Genomic DNA, 16,230 nt, shown 5'->3' with positions numbered 1-16,230 from the left:
TGTAAAGTTATCTCGATGGTGTTTTATAAAGGGTTATACACTAAATCACTGTGGTGCAGTATCAATATGGAGCACTAAAAACGCAGCACCATCGAGAGTTACTTCTAGATATTTTGACTATCCAGCCATTTTTGCTCACCATTACGCTGCAAAAAATTATAGTAAATTTGGCGCTTTTGACTTTGCTTATCGAGATGCTGATACAGGGCACGAGCGGCATTAATGCTGGCATTTCTATCAAAGGCTTTGTGTGATTGCTGATAAGCCTCTTCCAACAGCGCTATTGCTTGCTGGGTTTGTTGTTGTGCCAGCAGTAACCTTGCGTTTAACAGCTTTTTGTTAACGGCATGATTGGTGTTTTGCTGCAGTAATTCAGCTGCCTGAGCAAAAAGTCCATGCTGGATATAAAGGTCAAAAAGTCGCTCAAAAGCGTCATCAATGACCCAAAAGTTAGTTTGACTGCGAGGGAGTGTAAGTATTTTGCTCAGATACTTAACTTTGATATCTTTGTCTTCGGCAAATAGCGCGTAATGGAAGTAAATGAACGCAAGATTTGCAGGGTGAAGCTTTTCATCTATTACAACCTGCTGAGCCTCGTTAAGTTGTATGTATTTTCGCTCGTTTAAGCCAAGCTTAGCAGATAAAATGGAGTCTAATATGTGTAGCTGAAAGCGGCTTAACGAATCAATATTGCGTTGGGCAAGTTTAGCTCCACGCTCAAGTTGCTGTTTAACTTGTTCAGGGTTACGCATTGCATAGGCTAAAAAAGCTTGTTTTTTAATGAGCTCAAACTGTAGTGGCCATATTTTTTCGCCAAGATTTTGCTCAGCCTGTGTGAGTGTGGTTTTAGCTAATGTAAATTGCCCATTATGTTTATAAATTGTGGCTCTTAGTAAAGCGGCTTCGATGTGCAATGGCATTGTTTGCACATCGACAGGTTGCTTTGAAATACTGTCCAAATACGCCAGTGCAACGTCAAGATGGCCTAATCCATGATAATACTTTGCCAAAAAGAACAAGACACTTGCCCTACTGTACTGTGTTTGCTGTTCAAGCTTACTAACCCAAACTTTGGCAGTGGTCGGTGTCGTAAATAATCCTAATTGTGCTAACTCCGCTAATTGCTTATGGAGCGCAGCTGCTACAGCAGTTGGCTTGGTTGCAAACACATAGTCATGCCATTGGTTTTTATCGCTTTGCAACTTAAATTCTAAATAGATTCCCTCTGGAGCTGGGTAAATTTGCATTCCAATCAGCCAGTTGGCTTTATCCAATTGCAACTCTTTAAAAGTAAGCGCGGGCATATTCAATACATCAAGCTGGTAACTTGAATTGAACTTTACTGCTTGTAAAGAAAAGGCATCATTAGAGGTATCTTCAATTACATCTTTTGTATGCTCTTGAGGTAAATAGAAAATTTGTGCTCGCTTACCAGTTAGTGGGATAAAGCTGTGGTAGCTTGTCACTGCGGTAGCGGCTAATAATATAGCGATAATAAAATAAGTATATGTGTGCGACTTTTTTGACCGACTCACACTAACTCGCTCTTGCTCTTCTTCATCATTATTTATCGGATAAGTCCATTTGTACCCTTGGCGAGCATAAGTTTGGATAGCGCGTTCGCCAACAATGGTTCTTAATTGGCTAATGGTTTGAAATACAACTTGTTCTGAGACGACTCTTCCTTGCCAAACATGGTCGAGAATTTGCTCTTTGCTTAGCACGACAGCTGGATTACTAACAAAGAAAAGTAACAAGGCATGTTGCTTTGGTTTGAGAGTTATCTCTTTTCCTTTGCGTGTTAATACACCACTTTTTGTATCTAAGTGAAAGCCATCAAACGTTACAACCATGTATAGATTCTTACTGTTTTAATTAGATATATTATTAAACATTCTATCAGTAAGGTAAACGTGAAAGCCAAGTGAGGGAGTTTAAAGAGTATTAATTGTAATGGCTGACGCCATAATTTATTAAAAGATGTGTGGGCGGGCAACTAGCTAACTTAAATAAAGTAGAGAGCCGCTAAATTGTGCATTACACTAGTTACTATGTACTCACTGTAAACATGCAGTGTTAAGAGTTAGATGATGTCATAGAGAGGGCGTATTATTCAGTATTTATCTGGAAAGTTTGTGTTCTGGTTGTGGCTACTCTTTTTATCACCCATTAGTTTAGTCGCTGCAGAGCCATTAAAAGTCGCTTTTGGTCAAAGTCGGCCTCCTTATGTTGATGAATCAAGCCAGTCAGGGATCAGCGTCGAATTGTTTGAGCAAATAGCTCAGAGTTTGAACTGGCAATATCAGAGTATTTTCGTCTCTAATCGTCGTATGGAGCGTTTACTTAAGACTGGAAGCGTTGATATTGCTGTTGAAGTTCAGCAAGTAAATGAACATGTGTATTACTCTCTTCCGTTTATCTCTTACAGCAACTTTGCAATACATAGCAGTAAATCGAAGTTTTCCATAAGTACGATTGAACAATTAAGTCAATACAGCATTTGTGCTTGGCAAAATGCTAAACAGCATTTGAATATTGAGACTGTTATAGCTGAAAAACGTGATTATTCTGAATACTCTAAACAGCAAGAGCAAGTGATTGATTGGCTGGCGGGAAAGTGTCAGGTTATCTTGATAGATGACACCTTGCTAAATTGGCATCTAATACAATTACGAGACGGAAGATATCGATATTCAAATGCGAGTTGGGGTAAGGTGTTATTGCCAGTAAAAAATAACCCTCTGTGGTTTTATGTTGGTTTTCGTGACAAGGGGTTAAGAGATAGATTTAATATCGCTCTGCAACAGTTAAAGGGCTCAGGAAGGTATGAGTTAATTCGCTCGAAATACAATCGTGCTCAATAGTTGCCAATGTTTAGCACTGTTAAAGTAAGGGCCGAAACGACCCTTACTTTAGCGATTAAATACTCGGTGTCATACCCATACAGCTAGCATAAAACGTGGTTGTTGCAGGCCAGTCGCTGAATACACCAATAACACCAACTTCTTTTGCTAATACATCGAGTAACACAAGCGCATCAGCATCACTGTTGATAGCATCTTTGATTGACTGATAATACCAACCACCACCTGTTGCTAGCGGGCCAGAGCGCTCCAAAGTCCAAGTGATGATATCAAGACCCGCTTCTTTGGCTGCTTTTGCATACTCAGAGGGCACAATTTTTTTATCGTTGTTCAAAGTAACGAGCATCCACATGGGAGGGGCGATAATCTTCACGCCGTCATTGCTAAGTTCTGCCATTGTAGGTTGCCAAGTATCTGGGTTATTTGGGTTAAATCCTGCTATGTCGTAGCGGTCGTCTAAGTAGACTGCTTGCTCGCCAAATGCCGCATCATTGTTAATCCAATACTTTACATCTTCTAAATCAAAAGACTGAGCAAAAACATCTTTCGGATCCACACCTGCGGCTTTGTATTCATCAATCATTTTTTGTGCGTACATTTGTTGGGTCATGCCATCAAACGGCATAGGAACGCTGGCAGACTTCAGCTCCGGTGTCATTTTTACATTCAATGATTTGAATAACTCAATGCTTTCTTTGTGGGTTAACAGCGTACCTTGGCTTGCGTATAAGTCTGTGCGAAAACTTGCTGTGCCTGCAAGGTATTCATCAATGGTTGTTGCAAGTGAGTTTGCACCATCCATTTTGCCTTTTAATTGTCTAAATTCAGCGAGTGTGATGTCTGATGTACAGCACTTTGCACTAGCTGGAGTACCTGATGCAGCATCTGCTGGGGTAAAGGGTTCTGAACATTTTGCAGCAAGCTCTGGGATCGCTAAAATATTTGTTGTGGTGTGCAGGTCGCATTGTGAGTGACGGCACACTAACTCTTTATCTTTAGTAAACGTAACGTCACACTCTAAAATACCCGCGCCCATTTTTGCTGCAGCCACATATGATTCTTTGGTGTGCTCAGGATATTGCATAGGTGCGCCACGATGGCCGATAGAAAAATCGGTTTTGTAAAAAGGCCCGTTTTGGCAAGCTTGTAGCTTTGTTTTTAGGGCACTATCTTGTAGCTGATTCACCAAAAACTGCGCACGAGCACCGATTTGAGCGTCATTTGCACCGCCTTTGGCCACTTCAACAATCACTGGCACTTCAACTTTTTCAACTACGGTAATTGGTTTTTCAACGACGACTTCTTTGGTCACTTCTTTGATTTTTGTGTCATCGTTGCAACCGCTCAATACTAATAAAGCGCTCATGGAGAGTAATATTTTATACTTCATGGTAGTACATCATCTTGTTTAAATAAGGAAAACAAATGTTATAGACGTAAAATGAAAGAAAGATGATAACTCTATGACAGATAAAACAATAGCTTTATATCTGGTTGCAAAATAGAGCGCATTTAGGGCTTGCACTCTATTTTTCTGAGTAAGGATGTTCATCGATAGTTTTTACGATAGTTATCCACCCATAAGCGGGTGGCTCCGCATACCGCAACGGGCATAACAATCAGGTTAATCAGCGGAATTGAAGTGAGTACGAATACGGCAAAGCCAAACCCATACGACAGTCCTTGTTTGCTTTTTAAGTCACTTTTCATTTGGCTAAAGTGGATTTTATGATTATCAAACGGATAGTCATTGTATTGTACGTTATACATCCAACAGGTAAACATTACCCACAATACTTGCCCAACTAGGGGTAAAACCCAAAGTAAGATGAAAAAACCAATTGCACGAGGCAAGTAATAACACAGCTTAGTCCACTCGCGGCCAAGCATACGAGGCACATCTTTAAGTAGGTCCGCTAAGCCATCATCATTCACTTTTTGCCCGGTAAGGTGCATTTCTACTTTTTCGCTTAACAAGCCATTAAAAGGCGCCGCGATAAAGTTAGTGATCACGGTGAATACCATACTGTAGCTGAATAAAATGACCATAATGGCAATAGGCCACATAAGCCACTCTAACCAACTAAGCCAGCTTGGTAATAAGTTGTTTAAGTAATTAAACCCTTGCGTGAGCCAATCATATAAAAAGAACAATGAGCTACCAAAAAGCAATACGTTGATCAGTAACGGAATAAACACAAAACGCTTCAATCCCTTTTGCGTGATCAAAGAAAATCCAGAGAGAAAATACTCGATACCTTGAGTTAACTGCACAACCAACCTCAAATAAAAGCATTAATTTTGTAGCACAGTATACGCTGGGTATGGCAAGCGGATAAACCTAAATGCGTAACAAACTATTGCAGATTATCACCTTGGTATAGAGTAGTGTGTAAATATATGAAAATATATATTTTAACTCTTTGATTTTTAACTTCTTATATATGTTGCTTCGTGTGTGGGTTACGCTACAATTGCTCGCTTTTTGACTAATTCTAAAAGCACTAATCGATTTAACCTGGAGAAACCATTAAGTGAGCGAATTGCTTGGAATTGTATGTTTAATTTTTATCAGCGCTTTATTTGCAATGTCTGAGATTGCCATAGCTGCAGCGCGTAAAATCAAACTGAAGATAATGATGGATGAAGGCTATCATGGTGCAGAGCAAGTGCTTAAGCTACAAGCTCAACCAGGAGCATTTTTTGCGATGGTGCAAATAGCTTTGAATGCAATCGCAATACTTGGTGGTATTTTGGGAGAACAAGCACTGACGGATACTGTGCGTTCCTACCTTGCAATGGTGTATCAAGGGGCGATGTTAGATCAGGTTAGTTTTGTCATATCATTTATGATTATTACTTCCTTGTTTATTTTATTTGCTGATTTGTTGCCAAAGCGAGTAGCGATGCTCATGCCTGAAGCCGTTGCTATAAGAGTGGTTGGGTTAATGAATGCTGTCACAACGGCATTTAAACCCTTAGTGCTATTTTTTAACGGGGTTACCAATTTAGTGTTGAAATTGCTCGGCTTTCCCACTGAGCGAAAGGATGAGGTGACCACTGAAGAAATAGTCGCAATGATGGATGCAGGGGCGAAAAGTGGCACGCTGCAGGCGCAAGAATATCAACTGATTGGGAATGTACTTGAATTAGAATGTCGAACTTTGCCAATGGCCATGACCACACGAGAGTCAATCGCATTTTTAGACATCAGCGATGACAGTAAGGCGATATGTCAGAAGGTATTAGATAACCCACATAACCAGTTTTTGGTATGTGATGGGCACTTGGATAAATTAATTGGCTTTGTCGATACTAAGCAAATCTTGAAGCAGTTGTTACGTGGCGAAATGGTGCACTTAAATGAACAAATTATCGAAAAAGAAGTATTTTACCTACCAGAAACATTAACGCTATCAGAGGCACTCAATGCATTTAAGTCGTCCAATGAACAATTTGCAGTGGTTGTGAATGAGTACGCCTTAGTTGTTGGGATTGTGACGATAAAAGATCTCATGAGTAGCTTTATGGGAGACTTAGTCACGTTTCATGGTGAGGAGCAAATAGTTCAGCGCGATAATGAATCATGGCTAGTGGATGGCTCTACGCCTATGGTTGACCTATGTCGTGTTATAGGTTGGGAAGACGTCCCTGAAGTAAACCAATATGAAACAGTGGCAGGGTTTTTAATATATCGACTAAAACGCTTACCAAAGCGAGCAGACTACATACTTTGCGACGGTTTTAAATTTGAAGCCATCGATATTGAAGGAGTGAGAGTAGAACAATTATTGGTTAGTCGAATTAAGGATTCCATCTCTGAGGTGGTACTTTAATACTTGCTAATTTTAATACATGCTCATACACTGAAGTTAGGCACTTTTTTTGTGCCTAACTTAATCTGGAGTTTTGATGCGGTATAGTAAGTGGTTTGTCATTTCTTGTTTGTGTGTGTTGTTCCTATCAGTGATCAACGCGCCAATGAGCTATGCCAAAGTTGAAAATTACTATGAACAGCAACAAAGCGTATTTATAGATTCAGATCCAATTGACCACGATCCTCAAGAGCTTATTATTGGCTCTATTTCTTATGATTTTGAGGTGGCTGGTACTACTAGTATTGCAGGGGAAATCCCATCTCCTCGTGAATCACAACATCTCCATTTAAGCATTCGCGCTCCACCTAAAAAGTAAGCTCTTCTCAAACAAATTTATTTTTTGTCGTCAGCTTATATAGATAGAGGTGGTGTTATGTCTAAATACCAAACTATTGGCAGCCAAGCGCTTGCCACAAATACCCATTTTAATACGTCGCTTGATAGCAATGTAACCATTTCACTAGATAGTCCAGCAAGCGAAGCAATGCATGGTTTTCATCAAGTGCCACCGCAATTAATTGATAGCAGCACAGGGCTTAATGATGCGCTGTTAATCATGGAACAAACCCATATGCGTATTAGCTTTGTTGTAGACAGCCACAACAATATGCTTGGGATCATATCTAAAGCGCGTCTTTCAAGTAGTTATGTACTGAAAATCTCAGCTAAAACAGGCATTAGTCGAGCTGATATGACCGTTGTAGATGTGATGATCCCGCTGTCTTCCTTAAGCAGTGTCAATGAACTTGCTGTGCGCAGTGCTCGGGTAGGGGATATTGTAAAAAGTATGGAAATGGGTGGTCACGAGCATTTGCTGGTGGTCAGCCAAGCGCCTGAGCGCATATGTGGTTACTTTGATCTCATTGATATTAGCCGCATGGTAGGCTATCAACTCAATCAAGTTAAGAGTGCTAATTCATTTAGTGAAATAGTAGATAGCCTTTGGCACCATGCCGAGATTTAAAAAATTCTGATTACTTTGTTCTATCGATTAAAGTAATTTGATGCTCCTAAAAAATGAAGTTAATGAAAGTCAAGGCACCGAGAGGTGCCTTTTTCATGGCAAATTTTAGGATCGACGAGTGATTTTACTACTCTTGAAGAGTGAAATATTTCGTTAGACACAGCGGCACGAATTCTTTGTAATGCGCAAAAATGACCTCCCAAATTCTATGATTTTTTAAGGAACTTTAATGACCAAAAACATCTCTTCTGAACACGCGCGTGATTGTTACAACGTGCGCCATTGGAGCCAGGGCTTCTATGGTATTAATGATCAGGGAGAGGTTACTGCAATGCCGAAACTAGCACAGCCAGAGCATGCCGTGACTTTAGAAAATATCGCTCAACGAATCAAAGCTCAAGGTTATACATTACCTGCTTTGGTGCGTTTTCCTCAAATATTGAGTCAACGAGTTCATAGTATTTGTGATGCGTTTAATCAAGCGATTGCTGATTATAGTTACCCAGAAGACTATTTATTGGTTTATCCAATTAAAGTTAACCAGCAGCGCGAAGTAGTAGAGGGTTTAATTGCAAGCCAAGTGGGCAATGATAAAAAGCAATTGGGTCTTGAAGCCGGCAGCAAAGCTGAACTGCTCACTGTTCTTGCTATGAGTGAGCAAACTTCGGCTGTTATTGTATGTAATGGTTACAAAGACAAAGAATATGTGCGTTTGGCACTGTTGGGTGAAAAGCTCGGACATCAAGTTTATATCGTGTTAGAGAAGCGCTCAGAGCTTGATATTGTTATGGAACAAGCTAAAGCGCTAAACGTGACACCACGTCTGGGATTACGCGTACGTCTCGCTTCACAAGGCAAAGGTAAGTGGCAAGCAAGCGGTGGTGAAAAGTCTAAGTTTGGTTTGTCGGCGTCACAAGTGTTGGCGGTGATAAATCAGCTAGAGCAGGCCAAGTTGTTAAGCGCGCTACAGTTAGTACACTTTCATCTTGGCTCGCAAATGGCCAATATTCGTGATGTGCGACTTGGTGTTGGCGAAGCGGCACGCTTTTATTGTGAATTACGTCGATTAGGTGCCAATTTACGATGCTTAGATGTAGGTGGTGGGCTGGCAGTTGATTACGACGGAACACGCAGCCAATCTCACAATTCCATGAATTACAGCCTAGCTGAATATGCAAATAATATTGTGTACACCATTGGAGATACGTGTAAACAATATGAGCAACCGATGCCAAAGATTATCTCAGAATCGGGCCGTGCATTAACAGCGCATCATGCCGTGTTGATCACGGATGTTATTGGTACTGAAAGTTATCAGCCAGAAGCCGTATTGGCGCCAGAACAGGATGCGCCACGCTTGTTACATAACATGTGGACATCGTGGCAGGGGCTTAATGGTCAAAGGGATGATAGGGCATTAATTGAGATTTATCACGATACACAAAGTGATTTAGCTGAAGTACACAGCCAATTTGCAATGGGTTTACTTAACTTAGAGCAGCGGGCTTGGGCTGAGCAAGTTAATTTGCGTGTGTGTTATGAGCTTAATCAGCGAATGGATAATAAAAACCGTTTTCATCGACCTATTATTGATGAATTGAGCGCAAAATTAGCAGATAAGTTTTTTGTTAACTTCTCGTTGTTTCAGTCATTGCCTGATGCATGGGGAATTGAACAAGTATTTCCAGTATTGCCACTAAGTGGTTTAACTGAAGCGCCTAAAAAGAGAGCGTTATTGTTAGATATAACCTGTGATTCTGATGGCACGATTGAACATTATGTGGATGGTCAGGGTATCGAAAGTACCTTACCTGTTCCCGAATACAATGCTAGTCGACCTTATTTACTGGGGTTCTTTTTAGTGGGCGCTTACCAAGAAATACTTGGCGATATGCACAATTTATTTGGTGACACACATAGCGTTGTTGCAAGATTAGATAATGATGGATTGCTAGAGCTAAGTGATGTAGATGAAGGGGATAGTGTTGCCGATATGATGCGCTATGTTCATTTGGATGTTGCACAATTTAAAGCTAACTTTGCTCAGCAGGTGCAAAGCAAGTTGCCAAAGAATGAGCAAGCACGTTGCTTGGCAGAGCTTGAGCAAGGGTTAGATGGTTATACCTATTTGGAAGATGTTTAGTTTATGAACCAGTTATTTGACCATACCGATCACTCACTATATTCAAATGGTATGACATTTTTACGTCAGCCTATGGTACGTGATATGACTAATATTGAGTCAGATGTTGTCGTTTTAGGTTTACCATTTGATTTGGCAACATCAGGTCGTCCTGGTGCGCGTTTGGGGCCTGATGCGATTCGCAGGGCATCGGTTCATCTTGCTTGGGAGTCAAAAAAATACCCATGGCGTTTTTCACTTTGGGATAAGCTGAGTATTTCTGATGCGGGCGATTTTACTTATCCAACGGGTGATCCAGAATATTTTACGGCGCAGTTAGAGTTGGCGGCTCAGCAGATACTCCAACAAGGAAAAGCGCTACTCGGCTTAGGGGGAGATCACTTTGTAACCTTGCCTTTACTGCGTGCGCATCACAAAGTTTATGGAAAGATGGCATTGGTCCACTTTGATGCTCATACCGATACCTATAGCCAAGGCTCGCGTTATGACCACGGTACGATGTTTTATCATGCCCCAATAGAAGGTTTAATAAGCGCTGAGCACTCGGTTCAGATAGGTATTAGAACTGAATATAATGAGGATAATCACGGCTTTGCTGTTATTGATGCGATGCAAGCCAATGACTTGAGTGCCGAGCAATTAGCCGCGCAGATTAAAGACAGAGTGGGAGATTTACCTGTCTATTTAACGTTTGACATAGACTGTTTAGATCCCGCTTTTGCGCCAGGTACTGGTACACCAGTATGTGGAGGACTAACGAGCGATAAAGTTTTAAAAATTTTACGTGCTCTGCAGGGTGTAAATATGATTGGTATGGATGTAGTAGAAGTATCTCCTGCATACGATCAAAGCGAACTCACGGCAATCGCGGCTGCGACTATCGCCCATGAGTTGTTACATCTTTGGGCTGTAAAACACAGGCCATAAATTCGCTGTTATATAAAAGCGAGGCTGATATGTAAAAATGCCGAACGATTGTTCGGCATTTTTTTATCGACTTGGAAATGGTAGGTGGTATCGCCTCGCATACCAAATAAAAAGGGGGATCTCTAAGGCGATAAATGTTATCAGGGTAAACCAGAACCAGTTCACATCGACCCAAACAAAGCTAAACTTCACACCACTTGAATAAAATACAGAACCAACAACAGATAATGAAGCGCAGGCTGCCATTATATCCTGAAGCGATATCTTCTTTAAGGTGTTAGCGCAATGAGGATAGATCAACCCATATGCAATACTTAGCACGATCATATTTAATACGACCACATTAAACTCAATTCCCATAATATCTAGGCCCACTTCGATTCACTGCTACTTTAAACGCACACTGTTTCATTGTGTGTTTCTGCCATTTAATGGATTTAGCAAAGGTGAAATTTATAATAATTATAAATCGGCCTTAGATGAATTTACTTTAATGAAAATTTATTAGTTTCTAGGCGGCTTAGTTAAATTAAAAGGTATATAAAGCACTTTGTTAAAAAAAAGATACTAATACAGGGGCGTGATTTTAGCGCTTAACCTTATGTTATTTTTGGTTTTATTTGCAACGATGTAAACACTTTTCATTTTGATATAAAACATAATATTTACATATAAGCGGATTTTGTGTAGCTTGGAAGTTCATGGGAACAAGACAGGCACAAATCAAAGTGTCACTCGGTATAGTAGGAATTAATATGGGCAAAGTGAATTGTAAAGCCGCAATAGTAACCCGAACTGCTGTATGCAGAACGGATGAAAACCTAGAGAGTATTCGAAGTTTACTCAAATTATTAAATATATCTTCTCAGGTCCTTGAGTGTGATAAAGCACTTGTGGAGTTGCCTATCGAGCAACTGGTATTTGTTGATTTAACTGGTTTTACCTGCGAGGAAGTATATTCTTTTGATATGGCGGTACTAGCCAAAAGAAAGTCATTGATATTATTCAATGCTTGCGAAGGACAAGTAGATGAACGCCGTGCTTTGTTGGCGGGTGTTAAAGGCGTTATTTATGCTAAAGATGAACCAGACATCAAATTGAAGGGCATTAAAGCAGTAAAAGACGGTGAGTTGTGGTTTAGGCGCAGTATTATTAGCAGTACTTTTTCAGAGCTGCTAGTTGAGCACGCTATTTTTAGTAACCCAACTCCGACACCTAAACTAGAAGATGGCACATTTAATTTAACAAAAAGAGAAAAAACGATAGTTAAATTAATTGCTGAAGGGGCGCAGAATAAAGAGATCGCCAATAAACTTCATATTAGCGACCATACAGTTAAAACACATCTCTATAGCGCATTTCGAAAGACCAAGTCTAGAAATCGTATAGAGCTACTTAACTGGGCGAGGCAGTTTTTTCCTGATGCGTTGACTCGCTCTTATTCTGAGTGACTGGCTTTGCTGACCATAAGCCTTTATCTATACCGCTGTTGATGAGGTCTACCAGTGCTTTTTCAATCGCCTGCTTTACGCATATATGCATAGGTTCATTGTTGGTGTAGCCTCCTTCAGCTTCTGCAAGGCGCTTGTAACTTACGTAGCGGAAGAATCCGGCACGCATCTCAAAGCTTAGCACTGTTTTAGTGGTCGCAACGGATGTTAAAACAACCCCTGTTCGCACATCGACCGCACGCATATATATCGAAATGACATCTTCTCGATATAGCTCAGAAACACCAATGCCAAAATACTCAGCGCCTAATCCACCTGTTTTAGTGTTTGAGTCATAGCTGATAATACCGCCTTCAAGAATAATTTTAGCCGTTTTCAGCGGCGGTAAAGCGTTGCTTTCATTGTCATTGTTATCAAGGGCTGCGCGAATTATTTTTCTTTCAGTTAGTATGTTCTGCAAGCCCTCGCGCTCTACAGGAACAAACCAGTCTGTTTCACTTAATGCTTGTACCAGTATCGCTGAGGCACCTTGTGTTACCGCGGTCGAAAATGAACTTACATTAGCAATCGGTTTATATTGGCCTGTTTGATCTCGAAAGGAGTACACGGATACGGGAATACTTCCCATTGGCTTAGGCAGTGATTTTAGCGCTTTATAAGACTGCGTATGCTCTAACGTCTGAGCTTCAGTAATATCTGGAGGCAATGTATTTGATATATGGCTGCACCCGCCTAATGCCATGATAAATATACTAATAAAAAGTTGTTTACGGAAGATCATTGCCAAACCTCGGGATTTCTATTGTTGTCACTTCCCCTGATACGAGGTTTGTAATTTCTATTGTGATACTGTCAGCGTTGCTGGTTAGCATTCTTATTTGATGATCTCCGCTGACAAACACAGAGTCTTGGCCAAATACGTTTTCGTCGGAGTTTTCGCCAAAAGCAAGATCGGTGACTTCACGAACGATTCTATTTATATATGCTCGCTCCAAAGACTCCTGCATTCTCTCTGCATAGCTTTTGGGTTCAACATGGGCTTTATGCTTATTTTGCGCTTGTGCTTTATTCATAAGCATATTGGCGTTGAGTGGATTACCGCCAAAACTTGGGTTAATGGGGGTGTAAACAAGTTCGCTGGCTTGGCCTGTTTGGCTGAGCACTAATAATAGGAAAAGATATTTTTTCATAGTTAAAGACCACTGCTTGATAAGTCATCACTAAACTTGCTGAAATTATTACTTGCAAGCACTTTAATTAGGGTTAGTGCAGCTTCTTCTACTTGGTCGTCTACCGGTTTTAGCCTACGGCCCAAGTAAGTTTTGTACACTGCTTGATTGTTTAGCTCTACCGTTAAAATTGTTCCCGCTTTTGGTATTAGCGTTTCTTTTATTGTTACCGTTGCGCCTGCCGTTGAGGGAATATCAAGCCAAAGCGTACTTAATTGACGATAAAACTCATGTCCTGAGCGACTAATACTTTGATCGAGTAAAAAGCCACTGATTTCGTCTGCTTTGCTACACATGCTGATTATTAGAAAAGAGCAAAAAAAGAAGATTTTAGAAAGAGAGTTCATTGGCTTATATCACTTTAACGGCAGTGCAATTGATAAAGGTGCCAAAGGGCACCCTTATCGGTTTTTAAATGACACAATTATTGCTGTACTATTGTCGTAGTATTGTAATCACCTACTTGCGTGACTGATACATCACCGTTGAGTTGCGACATACTACCTTCGACTAAGTTGCCTGTGCCGTCTTGAACGACATTAAAGCTGAGGTCGTTACCAGCGATAACGAATGCGCCTTGATCAATACCTACTACCATGTTCATATCACCAATTTGAGCGATATCAACCGAGTTATTAGAACCTTCAAGCATTAGGTCAATGGCATTTAAGTTACCATCTTGCACTAAGTCGATGGTGTTATTAACACTGGCTACTTCACTGCTTAACGTCACGGATGCATCGTTTTCGTTTTGCAGTTGGTCTAGCGTAATGGTATTGCCTGTTGTATCCAAAGAGACGTTAGGGTATGACGTTTGAACTAGCGCTCTGTTGTCATTACCAACTTGGTTAACAGTAAAGGTATTGTCTGAGCCATTGAAGTTAGCAATATGGCTATCGTTGTTGTTGCCTAATTGGATGTTAGTGAATTTATTATTATCACCAACCGCGCCCATGTAAGAGGTGTTCTCAAGACCCGTTTGTGTGGCATTGAAATTGTTATCACTACCGATCATTTCAACTTCAAATTTGTTGTCTTGACCACTTTGCAGTGCAGTTAGCTTATTATCTGTGCCAACAATCATTTCACTGACAAGGCTATTGTTATTGCCTTGTTGTTGCACGGATAGATTGTTGTCTTCTCCTTCAATAATCGCAAACGATATTACACCACTGTCGCCATCTTGATTAGTAGAAAGGGAATTATCGTCACCATTGATGAGATCAATCTGAACACTATTTTGATTCCCGCTCTGGTCGAACTCTAAGCGATTGTCAGCGCCTGTAAGCTCGTTTATAGCAACGGCATTATTATCACCTGATTGTTCGAACTCTAAGCGATTGTCTGTACCATTAAGTGTGCTAATTGCAATGGCATTGTTATCACCAGATTGCTCTGATTCTAGCCTATTCTCATCACCGTTTAACAAGTCGATGCGGTAGCTGTTTCGATCGCCTTCTTGTTTAACTTTTACCGTATTTTCATCGCCGTTAAGTTCTGTTACTGTGGCTACATTCCAAAAGCCATCTTGCTCAATCGTGAACTCATTTTCTTCACCAACGATTTCTTTAAGACGTACTTCACCCCATTCACCCTGTTGCTCCACTGTGACTTCGTTATTGTGGCCTTGTAAGTCATCAATATAAGTCCAATGTCCTCCTGAGCCCTGAGTAACGTTAACGATATTATCATCACCTTGGGCTTTCAACCTGATTTCGTTGGAAATGCCGCCTCTACCCGTATCACCACTTTGATTGAAAGACAGCATATTAGCATCGCCAGTAAGTTCTACACTCGATTGTGCTTCGTTACCTGTTTGATAATGCGTAATATGGTTACTTTGACCTTCTACCGTTGTGAGCTGTAAGTTATTGTTACCTTTTTGTTCGGAGGTGATGTGGTTCGAGCCTCCAGTGACCGTTGCCTTGGCACCGTTGGTTTCGCCACTTTGCAGTAAGTTTATTTCGTTACCTTCAACACTCTCAGAAGAGTTTTGGTTGATCTCAACACGGTTTTGTTGAGCGCCAGCCATAAAGTCGCTTTGGATAGTGTCTTGCGTATTTTTGCTCTGTGGCTCTGCTGCCAAAGCAGCATTGCCATAACCTAGTGCCATTACTATGGCACAGGAAATGAGAGATTTTTTAAGCATGATATTTTCCTTGTGTATCATTATTATTTATTAACGCTGACATTGAGCACCATCTCATTACCAAGTTGGTGGATGAGCAACGTTTGTTCACCAAGTTGCGTTAGATTGACGACATTGGCGTCACCTTGTTGCACTATGGACGTATAGTTGTTATTGCCATACTGAATTAAGTTAACGCTGTTATTAGCGCCTGCTTGTGTTATTTCGGCTAGATTGTTCGAGCCCAATTGCACAAGTGACACCAAATTTAACTCGTCACCTATTTGCGTTATCGTTGCTTTATTTAGTGTTCCGTTTTGCTTTACCGTTGTAAGTAATTGTGCATGTACTGACAACGAGGGATTTATACTCAAAGACAAGGGGGACTCTTGTAGATCTGCAGAGCCTGCATAAGTGACACAGCTCATTAATAAAGACATCGGTAACATCACGCGCTTATACACGTTTGTATTAAGTGATGAAGCCAGATGAGCCTTTATTTTTGTTAGCATATTGTTTCACTTTTACTGCGCCGAAGACCTTGTACCCCACATTAGAGAAGAGTACCTAAAGAAGGAATACGAAATTTTTATGAAAAAAAACATATTTAAAATCATAGTTATAACTATTTGGTTTTATATATAAC

Annotated in this window: 16 protein-coding genes; 7 read left to right on the top strand and 9 right to left on the bottom strand. The window is 40.6% G+C overall.

The annotated features are described in order from the left end of the window. Nucleotides 1–104 precede the first annotated feature (104 nt). Nucleotides 105–1,853, bottom strand: coding sequence for a winged helix-turn-helix domain-containing protein (locus HG263_RS18520; RefSeq protein WP_171627575.1), 1,749 nt, complete (start codon nt 1,851–1,853; stop codon nt 105–107). A 282-nt stretch (nt 1,854–2,135) separates the two neighbouring features. Between HG263_RS18520 and HG263_RS18515 the strand changes: the two genes are divergently transcribed. After that, nucleotides 2,136–2,864, top strand: a complete 729-nt coding sequence (locus HG263_RS18515; RefSeq protein ID WP_171627574.1) for a transporter substrate-binding domain-containing protein — start codon at nt 2,136–2,138, stop codon at nt 2,862–2,864. A gap of 55 nt (nt 2,865–2,919) precedes the next feature. Here the strand turns inward: HG263_RS18515 and HG263_RS18510 are convergent, their stop codons facing one another. Together HG263_RS18510 and cysZ are read right to left on the bottom strand one after the other, a co-directional pair. Further along, complete coding sequence (locus tag HG263_RS18510; RefSeq protein WP_171627573.1) at nt 2,920–4,254, bottom strand: glycerophosphodiester phosphodiesterase family protein; 1,335 nt, start codon at nt 4,252–4,254, stop codon at nt 2,920–2,922. Nucleotides 4,255–4,412: 158 nt separating this feature from the next. Then, nucleotides 4,413–5,138, bottom strand: a complete 726-nt coding sequence (gene cysZ / locus HG263_RS18505) for a sulfate transporter CysZ (RefSeq protein ID WP_171627572.1) — start codon at nt 5,136–5,138, stop codon at nt 4,413–4,415. Nucleotides 5,139–5,398: 260 nt separating this feature from the next. Between cysZ and paeA the strand changes: the two genes are divergently transcribed. From paeA to speB, 5 genes are all read left to right on the top strand, one after another. After that, nucleotides 5,399–6,700, top strand: coding sequence for a polyamine export protein PaeA (paeA, locus tag HG263_RS18500; RefSeq protein ID WP_171627571.1), 1,302 nt, complete (start codon nt 5,399–5,401; stop codon nt 6,698–6,700). Between the two features lie 76 nt (nt 6,701–6,776). After that, nucleotides 6,777–7,058 carry a hypothetical protein gene (locus HG263_RS18495; protein ID WP_171627570.1) on the top strand — a complete coding sequence of 94 codons (282 nt, stop codon included), beginning with the start codon at nt 6,777–6,779 and terminating at the stop codon, nt 7,056–7,058. A 57-nt stretch (nt 7,059–7,115) separates the two neighbouring features. Further along, nucleotides 7,116–7,706: a CBS domain-containing protein gene (locus HG263_RS18490; RefSeq protein WP_171627569.1), complete on the top strand. Its 591-nt coding sequence runs from the start codon at nt 7,116–7,118 to the stop codon at nt 7,704–7,706. A 229-nt stretch (nt 7,707–7,935) separates the two neighbouring features. Further along, nucleotides 7,936–9,849, top strand: coding sequence for a biosynthetic arginine decarboxylase (speA, locus tag HG263_RS18485; protein WP_171627568.1), 1,914 nt, complete (start codon nt 7,936–7,938; stop codon nt 9,847–9,849). 3 nt (nt 9,850–9,852) lie between these two features. Next, entirely contained in the window at nt 9,853–10,776 is a 924-nt protein-coding gene (speB, locus tag HG263_RS18480; RefSeq protein ID WP_171627567.1) for an agmatinase, read from the top strand. Nucleotides 10,777–10,839: 63 nt separating this feature from the next. Here speB and HG263_RS18475 read toward each other — a convergent pair whose 3' ends face one another. Further along, the gene (locus tag HG263_RS18475) at nt 10,840–11,136 is read right to left on the bottom strand and encodes a hypothetical protein (RefSeq protein WP_171627566.1); all 297 of its coding nucleotides are present in this window, start codon (nt 11,134–11,136) and stop codon (nt 10,840–10,842) included. 341 nt (nt 11,137–11,477) lie between these two features. On the opposite strand from HG263_RS18475, the gene HG263_RS18470 reads away from it, so the two are divergent. After that, nucleotides 11,478–12,227 carry a helix-turn-helix transcriptional regulator gene (locus HG263_RS18470; RefSeq protein ID WP_171627565.1) on the top strand — a complete coding sequence of 250 codons (750 nt, stop codon included), beginning with the start codon at nt 11,478–11,480 and terminating at the stop codon, nt 12,225–12,227. Here the strand turns inward: HG263_RS18470 and HG263_RS18465 are convergent. The 5 genes from HG263_RS18465 to HG263_RS18445 all read right to left on the bottom strand — a co-directional run bounded on the left by HG263_RS18465 (nt 12,172) and on the right by HG263_RS18445 (nt 16,096). After that, nucleotides 12,172–13,008, bottom strand: coding sequence for a CsgG/HfaB family protein (locus HG263_RS18465; RefSeq protein WP_171627564.1), 837 nt, complete (start codon nt 13,006–13,008; stop codon nt 12,172–12,174). The genes HG263_RS18470 and HG263_RS18465 overlap by 56 nt on opposite strands. After that, on the bottom strand, nt 12,995–13,417 hold the full coding sequence (locus HG263_RS18460; RefSeq protein WP_171627563.1) for a curli assembly protein CsgF: 423 nt from the start codon (nt 13,415–13,417) through the stop codon (nt 12,995–12,997). Before HG263_RS18460 ends, HG263_RS18465 begins: the two co-directional genes overlap by 14 nt. Nucleotides 13,418–13,419: 2 nt before the next feature. Continuing rightward, nucleotides 13,420–13,752, bottom strand: a complete 333-nt coding sequence (locus HG263_RS18455) for a CsgE family curli-type amyloid fiber assembly protein (RefSeq protein WP_246240028.1) — start codon at nt 13,750–13,752, stop codon at nt 13,420–13,422. 128 nt (nt 13,753–13,880) lie between these two features. Further along, nucleotides 13,881–15,605, bottom strand: a complete 1,725-nt coding sequence (locus HG263_RS18450; protein WP_171627561.1) for a curlin — start codon at nt 15,603–15,605, stop codon at nt 13,881–13,883. Nucleotides 15,606–15,628: 23 nt separating this feature from the next. Continuing rightward, nucleotides 15,629–16,096, bottom strand: a complete 468-nt coding sequence (locus HG263_RS18445) for a curlin subunit CsgB (RefSeq protein ID WP_171627560.1) — start codon at nt 16,094–16,096, stop codon at nt 15,629–15,631. Nucleotides 16,097–16,230 lie beyond the last annotated feature (134 nt).

The organism is Pseudoalteromonas caenipelagi, assembly GCF_013140855.1.
In the GTDB taxonomy this organism is placed as follows: domain Bacteria; phylum Pseudomonadota; class Gammaproteobacteria; order Enterobacterales; family Alteromonadaceae; genus Pseudoalteromonas; species Pseudoalteromonas caenipelagi.
Note: the sequence above shows the minus strand (reverse complement) of the source record. Positions and strands in the feature narration are given on the sequence as shown.

Bases quoted from the DNA above. Each gene is read 5' to 3' on its own strand.
- HG263_RS18470 (WP_171627565.1), top strand. From the start codon at position 11,478: ATGGGAACAAGACAGGCACAAATCAAAGTGTCACTCGGTATAGTAGGA.
- HG263_RS18520 (WP_171627575.1), bottom strand. From the start codon at position 1,853: ATGGTTGTAACGTTTGATGGCTTTCACTTAGATACAAAAAGTGGTGTA.
- HG263_RS18450 (WP_171627561.1), bottom strand. From the start codon at position 15,605: ATGCTTAAAAAATCTCTCATTTCCTGTGCCATAGTAATGGCACTAGGT.
- speA (WP_171627568.1), top strand. From the start codon at position 7,936: ATGACCAAAAACATCTCTTCTGAACACGCGCGTGATTGTTACAACGTG.
- HG263_RS18455 (WP_246240028.1), bottom strand. From the start codon at position 13,752: ATGTGTAGCAAAGCAGACGAAATCAGTGGCTTTTTACTCGATCAAAGT.
- HG263_RS18495 (WP_171627570.1), top strand. From the start codon at position 6,777: ATGCGGTATAGTAAGTGGTTTGTCATTTCTTGTTTGTGTGTGTTGTTC.
- HG263_RS18490 (WP_171627569.1), top strand. From the start codon at position 7,116: ATGTCTAAATACCAAACTATTGGCAGCCAAGCGCTTGCCACAAATACC.
- speB (WP_171627567.1), top strand. From the start codon at position 9,853: ATGAACCAGTTATTTGACCATACCGATCACTCACTATATTCAAATGGT.
- HG263_RS18510 (WP_171627573.1), bottom strand. From the start codon at position 4,254: ATGAAGTATAAAATATTACTCTCCATGAGCGCTTTATTAGTATTGAGC.
- HG263_RS18460 (WP_171627563.1), bottom strand. From the start codon at position 13,417: ATGAAAAAATATCTTTTCCTATTATTAGTGCTCAGCCAAACAGGCCAA.
- HG263_RS18445 (WP_171627560.1), bottom strand. From the start codon at position 16,096: ATGCTAACAAAAATAAAGGCTCATCTGGCTTCATCACTTAATACAAAC.
- HG263_RS18465 (WP_171627564.1), bottom strand. From the start codon at position 13,008: ATGATCTTCCGTAAACAACTTTTTATTAGTATATTTATCATGGCATTA.
- HG263_RS18475 (WP_171627566.1), bottom strand. From the start codon at position 11,136: ATGGGAATTGAGTTTAATGTGGTCGTATTAAATATGATCGTGCTAAGT.